The organism is Ferrimonas sediminicola (genome assembly GCF_005116715.1).
Taxonomy (GTDB): domain Bacteria; phylum Pseudomonadota; class Gammaproteobacteria; order Enterobacterales; family Shewanellaceae; genus Ferrimonas; species Ferrimonas sediminicola.
In genome coordinates this window covers 263,470-279,435 of record NZ_SWCI01000005.1, presented here as the reverse complement: position 1 = coordinate 279,435, position 15,966 = coordinate 263,470, and the positions used below count along the sequence as shown (strand labels likewise).

Genomic DNA, 15,966 nt, shown 5'->3' with positions numbered 1-15,966 from the left:
GACCCAGGCACAAAATGTGATATCCCTAAAAAGCCCGCCCATCGCGGGCTTTTTTTGCTTTAAATTCAGTCAATCAGTTAAACCAATTCCGTCGCTCTAACGTATACTGGCGTCAGGCCAATTTTGGATAGGTTTCATCGATGGACAACAGCACCACCGGCGTTCTGCTGGTTAACCTGGGGACGCCGGATGCCCCCACCACGAGCGCGGTTCGCGCCTTCCTCAAGCAGTTTCTCAGTGACCCCCGTGTGGTCGATCTGCCCCGCTGGCAGTGGTGGCCGATTCTCAACGGCATCGTGCTGACCTTTCGCCCCGCCAGGGTGGCTCGCGCCTACCAGAAGGTGTGGCAAGAGCAGGGATCGCCGCTGATGGTGATCTCCCTGGAGCAGCAGCGGGCGCTGGCGGCCAGGCTTGCGCAGGATCTGGGCACCGAGGTGCCGGTGGCCCTGGGGATGACCTACGGCACCCCCTCCCTGGAGCAGGGGCTGGAGAGCCTCAAGGCCCAGGGGTGCGACAAGGTGGTGGTGCTGCCGCTGTTTCCCCAGTTCTCCTGCTCCACCACCGGGGCGGTGTTCGATGGCCTGGCGGCGGAGTTCGCCAAGCTGCGCACCATTCCCCACACCCGGCTGATCCGTGACTACCATGATCACCCCGCCTACATCGGCGCCCTGGCGGGCAGCATCCAGAAACACTGGAATCACAATGGGCGTGGTCAGAAGCTGCTGCTCTCCTTCCACGGGGTGCCCAAGCGATATGTGGATGAAGGGGACATCTACCAGCGTCAGTGCCTGCGCACCGCCGAGCTGGTGGCGGAGCACCTTGGTCTCTCCCAGGGGCAGTGGATGGCCTGTTTCCAGAGCCGTTTCGGCAAGGAGGAGTGGCTGACTCCCTACACCGACGAGACCCTGGAGGCGCTGCCCAAGCAGGGGGTGACCGCCATCGACATCGTCACCCCGGCCTTTTCCGTCGACTGCCTGGAGACCCTGGAGGAGATCGCCATCGAGGGCAAACAGGCGTTTATGGCAGCCGGCGGCAAGCAGTACCAATTCATCCCCTGCCTCAATGCCGAACCGGATCACATCCAGATGATGTCGGAGCTGGTTCAGGCCGAGATGAGGAACTGGTAATCGCCCGCCGCAGCTGCTAGAATCCCGCGCCAATCCGGGCCCGCATCGGGTCCGGCAGGGTCACCCCGCCAGGGAGCGCAGCTGCGAGAGGCGGGGTCTACACTAGCAAGGATGTTTCGCCACTTTTCTGCCATGGTTACCGCCCAATGAAATTCCCTGGCCAACGCAAGTCCAAGCACTATTTTCCTGTCGACGCCCGCGATCCGCTGACCAATGAACTGAATCCGGTCATTCGTCCCAAGAATATCCACATCACCGGCATCGACCAGACCCTGGTGGACATCGAAGCCAAGGTGGATGACGACTTTATCGCCCGTCACGGATTGCGCAAAGGCAACTCCATGCTGATCGATGACGCCGCCGCTCACGCCCTCTACGAGGAACTGAAGGCGAAGGCGCTGGTCACCAATGAGTTCGCCGGCGGCACCATCGGCAACACCCTGCACAACTACTCCACCCTGGCGGATGACCGCTCGGTACTGTTCGGGGTGATGAGCCGCAATATCCTCATTGGCAGCTATGCCTACCGCTACCTGTGCGCCACCTCCTCCCGGGTGGATCTGAATCACCTGGAGCCGGTGGACGGCCCCATCGGCCGCTGCTTTACCCTGATCAGCGAGTGTGGCGAGCGTACCTTCGCCATCTCCAAGGGGGCGATGGACAAACTGACTCCGGCCTACATCGACAAGACCCTGGTGCAGAGTGGCGCCGCCCTGGTGCTGACCGCCTACCTGATGCGGGCCGGCGACGATCCCATAACCGACGCCGCCATGACCGCCATCGGTTATGCCAAGGAGGCGGGGGTGCCGGTGGTACTGACCCTGGGAACCCGCTTCCTGATCGAGGAGGATCCCCAGTGGTGGCAGGAGTTTATCCGCGAAAATGTGGATGTGCTGGCGATGAACGAGGAGGAGGCGGAAGCCCTGACCGGCCACCGGGATATCCTGCTGGCCTGTGACCAGACCCTGGAGTGGTGTGACCTGGTGCTGTGCACCGCCGGTCCCGCCGGGCTCTACATGGCGGGCTACTGCAGTGACGAGGTGAAGCGCCCCACCAGCCACCCGCTGCTGCCTGGCTCCATTCCCGAGTTCAACCAGTTCGAGTTCTCCCGCCCCATGCGCAAGGAGGATTGCGACCAGCCGTTCAAGGTGTTCTCCCACATTGCCCCCTTCATGGGCGGTCCGGAGAAGATCCGCAACACCAACGGCGCCGGTGACGGCGCCCTGTCGGCGTTGCTGCACGACATGGCCGCCAACTTCTACCACAAGAAGAACCTGCCCACCTCCAGCAAGCACCGTTACGATGGCCTGTGCTACTCCTCCTTCGCCCAGATCTGCAAGTACGCCAACCGGGTGAGTTACGAGGTGCTGGCCCAGCACTCTCCGCGTCTCTCCCGCGGCCTGCCGGAGCGCGAGGACAGCCTGGAAGAGGCCTACTGGGAGCGTTAATTCGCCGCCTCAGTTCTTGAAGCCCGGCCTGTGCCGGGCTTTTTTGTGCCTGGCGTCCGGCTGACCCAAACCGTCTTATTTCTGCTATGGCGCTGTCACACCGGCCGACGATAATGCCTCCGTTTTCGAGCAATCACCTGGATGGCAACGATGAACGGACGGGCCTTTTTCAAGATGCTGACCCGGCGCGGCATCCCCTGCAGCGCCCTGGCTCAACAGACCCAGACCCAGCTGGCGCACCTCTACGGCCTCAAGCACTCCCCGATGGTGGCCAGCCACTACCTGCGGGCGGTGCTGGTCCACTACCGCCACCAGCTCACCATCGATGATCTGGCCCGGTTGACCGCCTCCCTGGCCGCCGACCTGCACCGCGCCGCCTGAGGACGGCCGGCGCTACTGTGAAAAGCTGGAGGAAATCGGCTGTCCGGTGCCGCCGTGGCGGTGGCGTCGCTGTCATGGTGCGACGGTTTCGGGCCACCATGGGATTAGGATGAGCGACGGCGAGATAAAGACACTGGAGATGGACTTCGGCAGGACGGTACTCAATCTGGCGGTGTATCGTATCGGCCGCTTGCTGACGGAGGGCGCGCGCCGAGGTGTGCGTTCCCACCGCATCGGCTTCAATGCCATCATTCTGGTGGTCGTCGATGCCGGCTCCGAGTTGATATTGTCGCCGTGGCTGGCACACCTCGGCTTGGGTTACAGCTGTTCCAGGCTGGCTAGGCACTGCCGGGCCCGCTCTAGCACGGCGTCCTGCTGCTTGGGGGCCAGACCAAACCAGTGGCGGTAGATCATCCCCATCCTGGGGTGGCGGGCGAAGCGGTCGCTGTGACGGTGGATAAAGTGCCAGTAGAGGCTGTTGAAGGGGCAGGCATGGTCGCCGCTCTTTTGCTTGGGGTCATAGGGGCAGCGCTGGCAGTGATTGCCCATCCTGTTCAGATAGTTGGCGCTGGCGGCGTAGGGTTTGGTGGCCAGTACACCGCCGTCGGCGTACTGGCTCATGCCCCGGGTGTTGGGCAGCTCGACCCACTGGAAGGCGTCGACATAGATCCCCAGGTACCACTGGTCCACCTCGTCGGGATCGATCCCTGCCAGCAGGCAGAAGGTGCCGGTGACCATCAGCCGCTGAATGTGGTGGGCGTAGCCATGGGTCAACGATTGGTCGATGGCCCGGGCCAGGCAGCGCATCCGGGTGTGGCCGGTCCAGAACCAGCCGGGCAGGGGGCGCCGGGCGCCGAGGGCGTTCTCCTTGGCGTATCCGGGCATCCGGCTCCAGTAGATGCCGCGGACAAACTCCCGCCAGCCGAGGATCTGACGGACAAACCCCTCCACCTGGGCCAGATCGACCCTTTCCGGGTGGTATTCGTGGGCGGCGACGGCGGCCCGGATCACCTCCATGGGGTGCAGCATCTTGGTGTTGAGGGCGAAGGAGAGCCGGGAGTGGTACAGGGTCCAGGCGTGGGGGCCGGTTTCGGTGAGGGCGTCCTGGAACTGGCCAAATCTCGGCAGCAGATGGCGGCAGAAGTGCTGCAACTGCTGCAGAGCCTGCAGCCGGGTGACCGGCCAGATCAGTTGCTCCGGGCAGTGGCCGAGGGTGTCGATACCATGGCGTCTGAGCCTGGCTAGCACCGGGCGGCAATCATTGGCGAACAGGCAGGGCTGGGGGACCGCCCGAGCTTCGTCGTCGCTGATGGGATGGCGGTTTCGGGCGTCGAAGTTCCAGCGGCCCCCGCTGGGTTTGCCCTCGTCCATCAGGATGCCCAGCTCTCTGCGCATTCTCCGGTAGAAGGTCTCCATCTTTAGCGGGTGATCGGCGGAGAAGTACTGGTTCAGCCGCGCCCTCGGCAGCAGGAAGTGTTCACTCTCCACCCCACGGATCTCGATGCCGGGCAGGCGGAGATCGGCCAGTTGCCGGGTCAGGCGATACTCATCCGGGAGTTGGTACTCCAGTCTAGCCACCTCGTGCAGGGCACAGAGGTGGGTCAGCAGCTCGGGCAGATCCGCGAAGCGGGTGGTGTCATCCAGGGGCAGGTGCACCACCTGGTGACCCTGCTCGGCCAGGTGGCGCGCAAACGCCTCCATGGCCAGGAACAGCGCCGCCACCTTCTGCAGGTGATGGCGGACGTAACCGGTCTCCTGCTTCAGCTCCGCCACCACATAGAGGCACTGCTGATCCACCCGGTCATACCAGGAGTGGTGGGGGTTGAGCTGATCCCCCAATATCAGTCTTAAGGTGGGGGTCACCCGGAACCCCCGGGCCGGTCTGTCTGCGACTCGATGCCCTCCTGGGGCGGGGATCCCTGCCAGCGCCGGGTGTAGTGGCCGCCAGGGTCAAACCGGCGAGCCTGCTGCTGCAGATCGAAGTGGCGCCCGCCTCTGGGGTCGGCGCCGACCCCGGCGATGTACTGCCAGTTGCCCCAGTTGCTGGCGACATCGTAGTCGATCAGCTGCTGCTCGAAATAGGCCGCGCCGCAGCGCCAGTCCAGCTGCAGTTCATTGACCAGGGCGCTGGCCACCAGCTGCCGTCCCCGGTTGGAGAGGTAACCGGTGGCGTTGAGTTCGTGCATGCAGGCGTTGACCAGGGGGAAGGAGGTTGAGCCCCGGCACCACCGGGTAAAGCGTCCGGGATGGAAGCGGGTCGGTGGGCGTCGGCGATGGATGCCGGTAAAGCGGAACAGGCGATGGCCCCAGCGGCAGGCGTACCATTGGAAATACTCTCTCCACAGCAGTTCCCTGCGGAGCCAGTCGGTGGAGTCGTTTCCTCCCCAGGAGCGCTCGTAGTGGCTCAGCGACCTCCAGATCCGTCGAGCGGACAGGCAACCCGCGGCGAGCCAGGGGGACCACTTGGCCGAGCTTTGCCATCCCTGTAACTGGTCCCGGGTCTCCTTGTAGTGACCCGGGGCGGGGCCGTCCAGGTAGTGAGCCAGTTGCCTCTGCCCTTGGGATTCTCCGCCGACGAAGGGCCGGTCCCGGTGGTGACGGATATGGGGCCAGGGGGTCACCTCGGGGGTTGGGCCGGGCAGGGAGGCCGGTGCCGGTTGGGGAGGGGAGACGGCCACCGCCGCGACCGCCCGGCGGAAGGCGCTGTAGCTGGCGGGAAGCTGCTGCAATGCAAAGGGCAACTGATCGAGGCCCAACAGGGTGTGGCCATCCAGGTGCTCCAACTCGACCTGGGGGTGACGCCGGCTCAGTTCCCCGCTCAGTTTTCCCTCATCGCTGGCCAGGGGACGCTGCCTGAGAATGTGGGTGATGCCGTGGTGCCTTATCAGCCTGTCCAGGGCCGACAGCAGGGGCGGGCGAATCAGTACCAGCCGTTGCCCCAGTGCCTGCAGGGCCCAGTGCAGCTCCTGTCGGCACTGATCGAGGAAGTGCTGGCGGCGTTCTCCCGTCCGCACTAGGCCATAGGGGCCGGGCTGACCGGGGAGCTCTCCCAGCGCCGCGCACAGCGTGGGTTGCGCCAGCTCGCGGGCTCTCAGGACAAGGGGATTGTCATCCAGTCTCAGGTTATGTTCAAACAGAACCAAGGTTGCCATGTCGGCTCCACTGTGTAATGACGGAGTGAATGCCTGTCTTCCTTCAGTGCCTACGGTGAGGTTAGCAAACGGCTCTCTCCTTTCCTATTGACCTCGCTGGCGCGGGGTGGTGCCTCAATGGGGCAAAAAAACGCCGGGCATGGTTGGGGCCGGCGGCGAGGCCGTCTCTTTTGGCTTGCAAGTGAATTACCTTCAGTGGTGAATTTGGGGTGGGATTGAAAAAATACAACAGGGTGGCCCTGGGCGGGCTCAGGGGGCGGCGGTGACAATGGCGCCCAAACCCAACCGGTGGACTGGTCGGTAAAGAGTCTGAAAAATAGAGTGGTTTCTATGTGCGCTCCGAGTAATACCGGTGCCATTCGGCTCGCCAGGGCAGGAGGAATTCATCAGTAAAGTAACTGAAATACAACAAAGAAATAATTTTAGATACAGGCCGGGCTTTTCTTGTAACAGCGAAAGTTTATACTGGCAGGGTTTTAGGGGATCGGTATGTACACATCTGTACCTCTTGCTGGTCTGTTTCTTACCCGAATTCTGAGAGTGGTCGGAATGAAAGAAGTTGCCTTCCGTTGGGTCGATAAATGGCTTATCCACCTGACTTTGAGAGAAAAATTTTACCTGCTGTTCCTGCTTCCCCTGATTACCCTCCTGTTTGTTGCCACTACCCTGATCCATCAAGCCGGCCAGTCACAGAAACTGGAGAGCGGGCAGCAACAGCAACTGGTTTCCAGGTTGCTGGATGTTAACTCGGTGACCGCGGACGAAGCTCGGGACCTGCTGGCCGGAAGCGGGCTGCGGATCGAAGCTCGGGGCAGCGATTACCGGGTCGTGGCCGATGCCCGGCCCAGCCTGCTCGACGCCATCGCCGGGTGGCAGTGGGGACTGTTTGGCCTGCTGATCCTGATCAGCCTGATGACCGGCTACTACGTGATGACCTTTATCGGCGGCGCCATGTTCAGTACCTACAAAGCCCTCAACAACCTGGCCGACGGAGACCTGGTTCAGCGTCTCAACTATTTCCCGGTGCGTGATGAGTTCAGCCTGCTGGCCATCACCATCGACAAGGTGACCGAGCGGGAGCAACAGCTGGTGCTGGAGATGAGAAATGCCGCGTCGCTGCTGACCCGCATCGGCAACGAACTGGCGGCCATGAGCCAGCAGTCGGAGGTGTTGGCGGAAGATCAGCAGTCACAGATCGATGGCCTGGCCGGAGCCAGCGTGGAGATGGAAGCCTCCATCCGCGAGGTGGCCGCCCACTCTGAGGACTCCTCCGCCCTGACCCAGGATGCCGCCCAGGCCTCCAGCCAGGGGCAGCAGAAGGTGGATCAGACCCGGACCGCCATTGCCGGCCTGGCACAGGAGATCGGCCAGGCACAGCAGGCAGTCAGCGCCCTGGACGCCAGCACCATCGACATTGGCAAGGTGCTGACTACCATCAATGCCATCAGTGAACAGACCAATTTGCTGGCGCTCAATGCCGCCATCGAGGCGGCCCGCGCCGGCGAGCAGGGGCGAGGCTTCGCGGTGGTGGCCGATGAGGTGCGCACCCTGGCCAGCCGCACCCAGCAGGCGACCGTGGAGATTCAGGGAATGGTCGAAGGGCTGCAAGGGCACAGCAAGGGGTTGCTGCAGGTCACCGAGAGCACCGTCAGCAACGCCCAGCACAGCCAAAGCCTGATGGCCGATGTTCACGGAGAGATCGAGCAGATCAGCGGCCTCAACGCCACCATATCCGATCGCAGCGCCGAGATCGCTGCGGCGGCCACCCAGCAGGGCAGCGTCGCCGCGGAGATTGCCGCCAGTCTCGAGCGGGTCAGGGCCCAGTCCCACGAAGTGGTGGGGATGATCCGTGACAGCGCCTCCAACGTGGAGCGCATCGCCCAACAGGCGTCGGTCATCGAGGGGCTGGTGAAGGACCTCAAGGCCTGAAGTCTCCCCCTGGGGAAAAGCCGGCCTTGCGCCGGCTTTTTCGTGCATGTCGACGGCAGGGTCATCTGCTACCATAGCCGCCAATCAACGGAATTGGTTAAGGAGCTGTCATGTTGACCCTGCTGATGCTGGCGGCGGCGCCGCAGATGACCGAGATGGACAGCTGTCTGCTCAAGGCGCTCAAACAGGCGGGGGCCGGGGTGACCGTGGCGGAGCTCAGGACCCTCTGCCAGGAGACGCTGACCCCGACGCGGGAGCTGCACGACACCGCCCTGGATCACCGCATCGCCGAGGAGCAGATCAGCCATGCCTCCGATTTCAGCCTGACCGCCCACCGCAACAACTACATGTTGCCGTTCAGCTACAATCACACCCCCAACCAGGCGCCGTTCGATCCCGATGAGCTGCCGCTGCAGCGGGCGGAGATGAAGTTTCAGTTCAGCTTCAAGCTGCCACTGACGGTGCCGCTGCTGGACGAGCGCGGCCGGCTGTTCTTCGCCTACACCAACAAGAGCTGGTGGCAGGCGTTCAATACCGACCACTCGGCTCCCTTCAGGGAAACTAACCACGAGCCGGAGCTGTTCTGGGTTCAGCGCGTCGACTGGCGGCTGGGGGAGTGGCAACTGCCGCTGTGGGCGGTGGGGATCAACCATCAGTCCAACGGCCAGAATGGTGCCAAGAGCCGTTCCTGGAACCGCATCATCGGTTCGCTGGTGCTGGAGAGGGGGGATTGGACGGTGTTGGCGCGGGCCTGGTACCGCCTGCCGGAGGAGAGCAAGCACTCTCCCGAGGATACCCAGGGCGATGACAACCCGGATATCCTTGATTACCTGGGTTACGGCGAGATGGGGGTAGTCTACAAGTACCATGAGCACACCTTCAGTGGCCTGCTGCGCAACAACCTGGACCTTGACGACAACCGCGGCGCCATGGAGCTGGGTTGGAGCTTTCCCCTGGGAAACAAGGTGCGCGGCTATGTGCAGTACTTCTACGGCTATGGCGAAAGCCTGATCGACTACGACGTTCGCAGCAACCGCATCGGTATCGGCCTGGAGATGACCCCCCTGCTGTAAGCCAAGGGCCGTAGAACCCGCCTATCTCCCTGATAGTTAGGCAGGTTGCCTATTGCAAGGGGCCTTCGGGGCGTATACTCAATGCACTATCCGGTCCTCAGTGGAGGAGGAGCCGGGTGGACCCAAGCCTAGCGCCGGTCGTCGAACGCCGGGGCGCGGAACTGGCGTGCCGTTCAGCTCGCGTACTGACAAGACCAATATAATCAGCTTCTTTTTTACCAGGGAGGGGAGGGGATGAGACTTTGCGGCGTGGCGCTGGCGCTGGCGCTGCTGCTGTCTGCCGGGGCGGTGGCTCAGGAGGAGGTGGCGCGCGCTCCCATCACCAACAGTCGCTGGGAGGAGTTGTCTGTGGACAAGGGGGGGGATGAGGATCCCTTTGCCGTCTCCCTGTTCAGCGCTCCCCATGGCGAGGACAAGACCCGGCTGTGGTCCCAGACCAAGTCGGTGATGGCTTACGGGGTCGGTGTCGCCGGGGTGATCGCCCTGATGCCTGAAGATCTCTCCAACTGGGAAACCAGCGATGACCTGCTGCTGTCGAAGTGGTGGGACAACGTCTCGGAGGGGCCGGTGTGGGACAGGGATGCCTGGCACATCAACTACATCGGCCACCCCTATTTCGGTGGCGTCTACTATCAGGTGGCACGCAAGTCCGGCTACCGCCAGTGGGATGCCTTCCTCTACTCCTTGCTGATGTCCACCTTCTACTGGGAGTATGGCCTGGAGGCCTTCGCCGAGGTGCCCTCGATCCAGGACCTGGTGGTGACCCCGGTGCTGGGGTGGGTGTACGGCGAGTGGGCCTTCCACAAGGAGCAGCAGATCTGGGCCAGGGGTGGCCGTGTCTGGGGATCCGGGACCCTGGGCAGCACCGCCCTGTTTTTCCTCGATCCGGTCGATGGCATCGGTCGCGGCATCAACAACCTGATGGGTCGGCAGGTGGTGAAAGCGGGCACCGGTTACATGACCCTGAACGAGGTCCCCATGAGCAACGGCGACAGCGACACCCAGTTACAACTTCATCTTCGTTACAGCTTCGGTGGCGGTGAGGGAGCCCGGAGGCCCCCCAGGACCGGTCAGATCCCCAGTGATGACCCGATCGATACCGGCCTGGTGGGCCTGAGCATCGGCACCAGCTGGGTGGCGCCGGACAGCAACTGGGGGGTTGAAGGCGGAGCGGCAACGGTGATGACCCTGGGGCTCTACTTTACCCCAGCTTTCTCCACCCGCCTCAGCTACATCCGTGGCGATCTGGATGAGAAGGGCAGTGGCAAGCTGCTCACCTATGAGAACTACAGCCTGGATGCCCAGTACTACTGGCTGGGGGAGGGTGATCTCAGGCCCTTTATTACCGGTGGCATAGGCGAGACCCTCAGGGACCAGGACAGGGACAGGAAAACCTTCCAGGTCAACGGCGGGGCCGGGCTGCATTGGCGCTGGCATCGCAACTGGGCGCTGCAGGGGCAGTGGCGGGCCTTCCACAGTACCCGCTTCTCCACCACAGACACCCTGGCCGAGATCCAGCTGATCTACCGCTTCGGCGGTGGTGAGCGCTAGGTGGTATCACCGAAGAGAAGAAAGCCCGGCAGTGCCGGGCTTTCCGTTACTTGGCGTTCAGGTAGGCAAAGCCGGTGGTGAAGGCGCCCTCCTGGAACTGCTTGAGTCCCACATCCTTGGGGCTGACCTCCAGGGGGGTGCGCTTCAGGCTCTCCTTGATGGCGGTGTTGGTGACCACCTCGGCACTGAAGCCTTCGATCAGCTGCATTGCCGCCTCCATCTTGAAACCGGCGGCGCTGCCGGCGAATTTGCCCTTGGTGGGGCGTTCGCGAATCACCACCTTGCTCACCTGGTAATCGTTCAGCAGCTTGGCAAACTCGCCCTGGAACGCGCTCAGTGCCTTGGCACTGTGGATGTCGGTCAGGGTCAGCTTGCGGGCCCGGCAGTCGGGTACGTTAAACAACCCGTTTTCCAGAGCCAGGATGCAGATAATGGCTTCGTTGCTCTTCAGTTCTACGGCGCAGATTCTCATCGATTCCTCAGGTATCCCCGGTGATGGTTAGATCGGCGGCCAGTATAGTGGATTCCTCGCCGCTGCGGGAGGGGGATTGGCGGCCGGTCTCCCTCTTTGGGGAAGAAATGTGCAGGGGGCCGGGGCGGGCAAACAGGAAGCCCTGCATGCGGTTGATGCCACGAGCCAGCAGGTAGTGGCGCTGCGCCTCGGTCTCCACCCCCTCGGCAATCACCTCGATCCCCAGGCGCTGGGCCAGCTGCAGGATGGAGTCCAGCACCGGCTGGGGATCCCCGCGATGGTTGATCGCCTGGATAAAGCTGCGATCCACCTTCAGGTAGTCCGGCTGGAACACCTTGAGGCTGGCCAGGCCATTGTGACCGGTGCCGAAGTCATCGATGGCCACCTTGAAGCCACGCTGGCGGATGTCATACAGGGTGCGCTGGAAGAGGCGGGAGTGGAAGTCCAGGACCTCGCGTTCGGTGATCTCCACCACCATCTGCCAGGGTTCGATGCCGATCTGCCGGCTCAGGTGCTCCAGGAAGTCGCCCAGGTTGCGCTTCTTCGACAGCAACTGCTGACCGGCCAGGTTGATGCTCAGGTATCCGTGTTCGGCGGGCTGGTATTGGCACTGGGGCGCCAGCTCATACAGCAGCCGATCCAGCTGATGGTGGGATTCCAGCATCGGGATGAACTCGTCCGGGGGGACACTGCCCAGCTGGGGGTGGTGCCAGCGGGCCAGCATCTCGTGACCCAGGATGCGGTGGTCGCGGCCATCCACTATGGGTTGGAACACCGGGTAGATCTCCCGGTTGCTGAAGGTGTCCAGCAGGTCCTCCGGGTGCAGGCCGTGGTCACTGCGCCAATAGAGCAGCAGCATGGTCACCAGCACCGAGAACACCAGGGTCAGGGGCAGCCCCAGAGAGAGATCCCGTTTTAGGGAGATCAACAGGTGCTCGGGGGCCAACGTCAGGCTGATGGAGAGTGGGCCCTGCTCGCTGTGGTAGTTTTGTGTCAGCCAACTCTGTGTTTCGTCACCCAGGGTAACAATCACCTGTTGTTTGTATTTCAGGGTGATGCGGGCATTGTCCATCAGTTCGGGCTCGGGGAACAGCAGCGCCATCATCCGCCGGCTTTTGGTAATGCCGAACAGGTAACGGCTTCCGCCCAGGTGGAGCGCCATCATCTGATAAGACTGGAGATGATGGCTGTCGTTCTTCATCCATACCGGTCCCTCCCCCTCGGTGAGCATATCGAAGGCGCTGTAGGGGGCGATGATCAGATCCTCGTCCCGGCAGAACCCCTCCTGATCACTCAGGGTGGCCAGATAATCGAAGTAATGGGAACGCTCGGCTTCCCGTTTCAACTCCAGTTCCGAGCTGGCATCGCAGACCCCCCAGGGGATACGGCTGGCCAGTTGGCGCAGTTCCGATTCACTGTGGCTGTAGTAGGCCTCGAACAGGGAGAGCCCCAGTGACAGCCTGGAGTTGATGGTGTTGCTATGGGTCATCAGGCTCAGGGAGAGGCTAAAGAGAACCCCCACCAACAGGCATAGGGAGAGGTAGCGCCACCCCAGCCTGAAAAAGCGTCCTAGCTGCCATCTGAGTTTACCCATAAAACGGTCGGCATCCCTGGTTGCCCTTGGAAGATGAGGGTCAACTTACCACAGATTTGGCCCAAAAAAATTGCTTAGATACAGTGATTTGAGCGATTTTCGAACGGCGCTGAGTGACACCTTCCCTGCGCCTTTCCCCTCCCTTTAACCCAAGGTCGCTGCAGGGGGAACTCATCGGCGAGCCCGGCCCCGGCCGGTCGACGCGCCTTCAATGCCGTCGTGGCGGGCGCTGGGCCGGCGTCGGGATGACTCGCCCCCGGCAAATGACATCGATTCTTATTAGTCGAGATGTTGGATCTTTGTCACGAAGGTGGTTCATGCTCAGGGTCGCATTTTGGCGGTCCGCCCAGCAAATAACCTTTCCCTTTGTGCTGGAATTTTCGACCTTTGCCCTATCTCAAAAGGAATACCACCTAAGGGGTATGGTGAGCATGGGGCCAAAAAAACACCATCGGCCTCAATGAAGCGCAAACGACACAGGTGAAGACCTTGAGTGACACGGTGCATATAAGCGGATTGGTGGTGAGCTGCGTGGCGGAGCTGGAGGGGGAGGTGATTCCCGCCCTGGCCCAGATCCCAGGCTGTGAGCTGCACACCAAGACCGATGACGGCAAGCTGGTGGTGACCCTGGAGAGAGAGAGTCAGCAGAGTACCAGCGACGCCATGGACGCGATAGCCGCCATCGAGGGGGTGCTCAACACCGCCTTGGCCTATCACAGGGTAGAACAACTCTAATACATCAAGAGGAAGATATGAGCTTGAACAGACGCGAGTTTATTAAAGCCAACGCCGCAGTGGCCGCCGCCACCGCCGCAGGTGCCATCTTGCCTGTGTCCACCGTCAATGCGGCCCAGGGCAAGGATGATCTGGAGTGGGGCAAGGCCCCCTGCCGTTTCTGCGGTGTGGGGTGCTCCATCATGGTCGGTACCAAGGACAACAAGGTGATCGCCACTCGCGGCAACCCGGACTCCCCGGTCAACAAGGGGATGGCCTGTGCCAAGGGCTACTACCTGTCCAAGATCATGTATGGCAAGGACCGCCTGACCACGCCTCTGTTGCGGATGAAGGGCGGCCAGTACGCCAAAGACGGCGAGTTGACCCCGGTTTCCTGGGATCGTGCCTATGAGATCATGGCCGAGAAGTGGAAGGCCTCGTTGAAGAGGAAGGGACCGAGCTCCGTCGGCATGTTCGGCTCCGGCCAGTGGACAGTCTGGGAAGGCTATGCCGCAGTCAAGATGATGAAGGCCGGCTTCCGCTCCAACAACATCGATCCCAACGCCCGCCACTGTATGGCCTCCGCCGTCGTCGGCTTCCTGCGTGCCTTCGGCATCGATGAGCCCATGGGCTGCTACGATGACATCGACCACGCCGACGACTTCGTCATGTGGGGTTCCAATGCCGCCGAGGCCCACCCCGTCCTGTGGAACCGGGTCACCGATCGCCGCCTGGGCCACCCCGGCGCCCAGATCCACGCCATCTCCACCTACCGCAACCGCTGTTTCGACATCGCCGACAACGGCCTGATCTTCAAGCCTCAGACCGACCTGATCCTGTTGAACTACATCGCCAACTACATCATTGAGAACGGTGCGGTCAACAAGGCGTTTGTCAACAAGCACACCAAGTTTGCCATGGCCACCACCGACATCGGTTACGGCCTGCGCCCGGATCACCCCCGCGAGAAGGCGGCCAAGAACCAGAAGTCCGCCAAGAAGATGACCCCCATCAGCTTCGACGAGTACGCCGAGTTCCTCAGCAGCTACACCCTGGAGTACACCGTCGAGAAGACCGGGGTGGATGCCGACGCCCTGGTGGCCATTGCCAAGGCCTACGCCGATCCCAAGCGCAAGGTGATGAGCATGTGGTGCATGGGTGCCAACCAGCACGTGCGTGGGGTGTGGGTGAACAACTCCATCTACAACATTCACCTGCTGACCGGCAAGATTTCCGAGCCCGGCAACAGTCCCTTCTCCCTGACCGGTCAGCCCTCCGCCTGCGGTACCGCCCGCGAAGTGGGCACCTTTGCCCACCGTCTGCCTGCCGACATGGTGGTGATGAAGAAGCCACACCGCGACATCACCGAGAAGCGCTGGGGCCTGCCTGAGGGCACCATCCCCGCTAAGCCCGGTTACCACGCGGTACTGCAGAGCCGCATGCTCAAGGATGGCAAGCTCAACTGTTACTGGACCCAGGTGACCAACAACCTGCAGGCCGGCCCCAACATCAATGAGGAGACGCTGCCCGGGTTCCTGAACCCGGAGAACTTCATCGTAGTGTCCGACGCCTACATGACCATCACCGCCTCCATGGCCGACCTGGTATTGCCCACCGCCATGTGGGTGGAGAAGGAGGGGGCCTACGGCAACGCCGAGCGCCGTGGCCAGTACTGGCATCAGCTGGTGAAGCCGGTGCCCGGGGCCAAGTCCGACGTGCTGCAGGTAGTGGAGTTCTCCAAGTACTTCAAGATGGAGGAGGTCTGGCCCGAGGAGCTGCTGGCGCAGAAACCGGAGTACCGCGGCAAGACCATGTTCGATGTGCTGTTTGGTAACGGTGTGGTGGACCAGTTCCCCGTCTCCGACTGCAAGGGTAAGTACAACGACGAGTCCAAAGCCCTGGGCTTCTACCTGCAGAAGGGGCTGTTCGAGGAGTACGCCGCCTTCACCCGTGGTCACAAGCACGACCTGGGCGAGTTCGACCAGTACTTTGGCGAAGGGATGCGCTGGCCGGTGATCGACGGCAAGGAGACCCTGTGGCGCTTCAAAGAGGGCCTGGATCCCCTGGTGAAACCCGGCAGCGGTTTCGAGTTCTACGGCAAGCCCGACGGCAAGGCGATGATCATCGCCAACCCCTACGAGGGGCCGGCCGAGGAGCTGACCGAGCAGTACGACCTGTGGCTGTGTACCGGCCGGGTGCTGGAGCACTGGCACACCGGCACCATGACCGGCCGCGTCGAGGAGCTGAACAAGGCCTACCCCAACGCCAAGATCTACATGAGCGACCAGGATGCGGCCAAGCGCGGTCTCAAGCGGGGCGACGAGGTGATGGTCAGCAGCCCCCGTGGCGCGGTGCGTACCCGCATCGAAACCAAGGGTCGCTACGAGATGCCGGAAGGGGTGGTGTTTATGCCCTTCTGTGACGCCCGTCAGCTGGTGAACAAGCTGCTGCTGGATGCCACCGACCCCATGTCCAAAGAGACCGACTTCAAGAAGTGTCCGGTACAGGTAGTCAAGGTTTAACCG

At 62.3% G+C, this 15,966-nt stretch carries 12 protein-coding genes; 8 read left to right on the top strand and 4 right to left on the bottom strand.

The genetic code is table 11. The features are described 5' to 3' along the window. Nucleotides 1–140: 140 nt before the first annotated feature. From hemH to FCL40_RS10460, 3 genes are all read left to right on the top strand, one after another. Nucleotides 141–1,127, top strand: a complete 987-nt coding sequence (gene hemH / locus FCL40_RS10470; protein ID WP_136853247.1) for a ferrochelatase — start codon at nucleotides 141–143, stop codon at nucleotides 1,125–1,127. A 146-nt stretch (nucleotides 1,128–1,273) separates the two neighbouring features. Continuing rightward, nucleotides 1,274–2,575: an inosine/guanosine kinase gene (locus FCL40_RS10465; RefSeq protein WP_136853246.1), complete on the top strand. Its 1,302-nt coding sequence runs from the start codon at nucleotides 1,274–1,276 to the stop codon at nucleotides 2,573–2,575. A gap of 150 nt (nucleotides 2,576–2,725) precedes the next feature. Then, a complete protein-coding gene (locus FCL40_RS10460) occupies nucleotides 2,726–2,956 on the top strand; it encodes a hypothetical protein (RefSeq protein WP_136853245.1) in 231 nt (76 codons plus the stop codon). Between the two features lie 318 nt (nucleotides 2,957–3,274). On the opposite strand, the gene FCL40_RS10455 is transcribed toward FCL40_RS10460, so the two are convergent. Further along, nucleotides 3,275–4,819 carry a cryptochrome/photolyase family protein gene (locus FCL40_RS10455; RefSeq protein ID WP_136853244.1) on the bottom strand — a complete coding sequence of 515 codons (1,545 nt, stop codon included), beginning with the start codon at nucleotides 4,817–4,819 and terminating at the stop codon, nucleotides 3,275–3,277. Beyond that, nucleotides 4,816–6,108 (bottom strand): DASH family cryptochrome, encoded by a 1,293-nt coding sequence (locus FCL40_RS10450; RefSeq protein ID WP_136853243.1) that lies wholly within the window; start codon nucleotides 6,106–6,108, stop codon nucleotides 4,816–4,818. Before FCL40_RS10450 ends, FCL40_RS10455 begins: the two co-directional genes overlap by 4 nt. Nucleotides 6,109–6,657: 549 nt before the next feature. On the opposite strand from FCL40_RS10450, the gene FCL40_RS10445 reads away from it, so the two are divergent. From FCL40_RS10445 to FCL40_RS10435, 3 genes are all read left to right on the top strand, one after another. Then, nucleotides 6,658–8,037: a methyl-accepting chemotaxis protein gene (locus tag FCL40_RS10445; protein ID WP_136853242.1), complete on the top strand. Its 1,380-nt coding sequence runs from the start codon at nucleotides 6,658–6,660 to the stop codon at nucleotides 8,035–8,037. Nucleotides 8,038–8,147: 110 nt separating this feature from the next. Continuing rightward, entirely contained in the window at nucleotides 8,148–9,110 is a 963-nt protein-coding gene (locus tag FCL40_RS10440) for a phospholipase A (RefSeq protein ID WP_136853241.1), read from the top strand. 234 nt (nucleotides 9,111–9,344) lie between these two features. Then, on the top strand, nucleotides 9,345–10,661 hold the full coding sequence (locus FCL40_RS10435; RefSeq protein WP_136853240.1) for a DUF3943 domain-containing protein: 1,317 nt from the start codon (nucleotides 9,345–9,347) through the stop codon (nucleotides 10,659–10,661). 46 nt (nucleotides 10,662–10,707) lie between these two features. Here the strand turns inward: FCL40_RS10435 and FCL40_RS10430 are convergent, their stop codons facing one another. Then, nucleotides 10,708–11,133: a DUF3010 family protein gene (locus tag FCL40_RS10430; RefSeq protein WP_136853239.1), complete on the bottom strand. Its 426-nt coding sequence runs from the start codon at nucleotides 11,131–11,133 to the stop codon at nucleotides 10,708–10,710. A 7-nt stretch (nucleotides 11,134–11,140) separates the two neighbouring features. Then, on the bottom strand, nucleotides 11,141–12,727 hold the full coding sequence (locus FCL40_RS10425; protein ID WP_136853238.1) for an EAL domain-containing protein: 1,587 nt from the start codon (nucleotides 12,725–12,727) through the stop codon (nucleotides 11,141–11,143). Between the two features lie 489 nt (nucleotides 12,728–13,216). Here FCL40_RS10425 and FCL40_RS10420 point away from each other — a divergent pair, with 489 nt between their 5' ends. Continuing rightward, nucleotides 13,217–13,462 (top strand): chaperone NapD, encoded by a 246-nt coding sequence (locus FCL40_RS10420; protein WP_169307076.1) that lies wholly within the window; start codon nucleotides 13,217–13,219, stop codon nucleotides 13,460–13,462. Nucleotides 13,463–13,479: 17 nt separating this feature from the next. Beyond that, nucleotides 13,480–15,963 (top strand): nitrate reductase catalytic subunit NapA, encoded by a 2,484-nt coding sequence (gene napA / locus FCL40_RS10415; protein WP_136853236.1) that lies wholly within the window; start codon nucleotides 13,480–13,482, stop codon nucleotides 15,961–15,963. The last annotated feature ends 3 nt before the right edge of the window (nucleotides 15,964–15,966 follow it).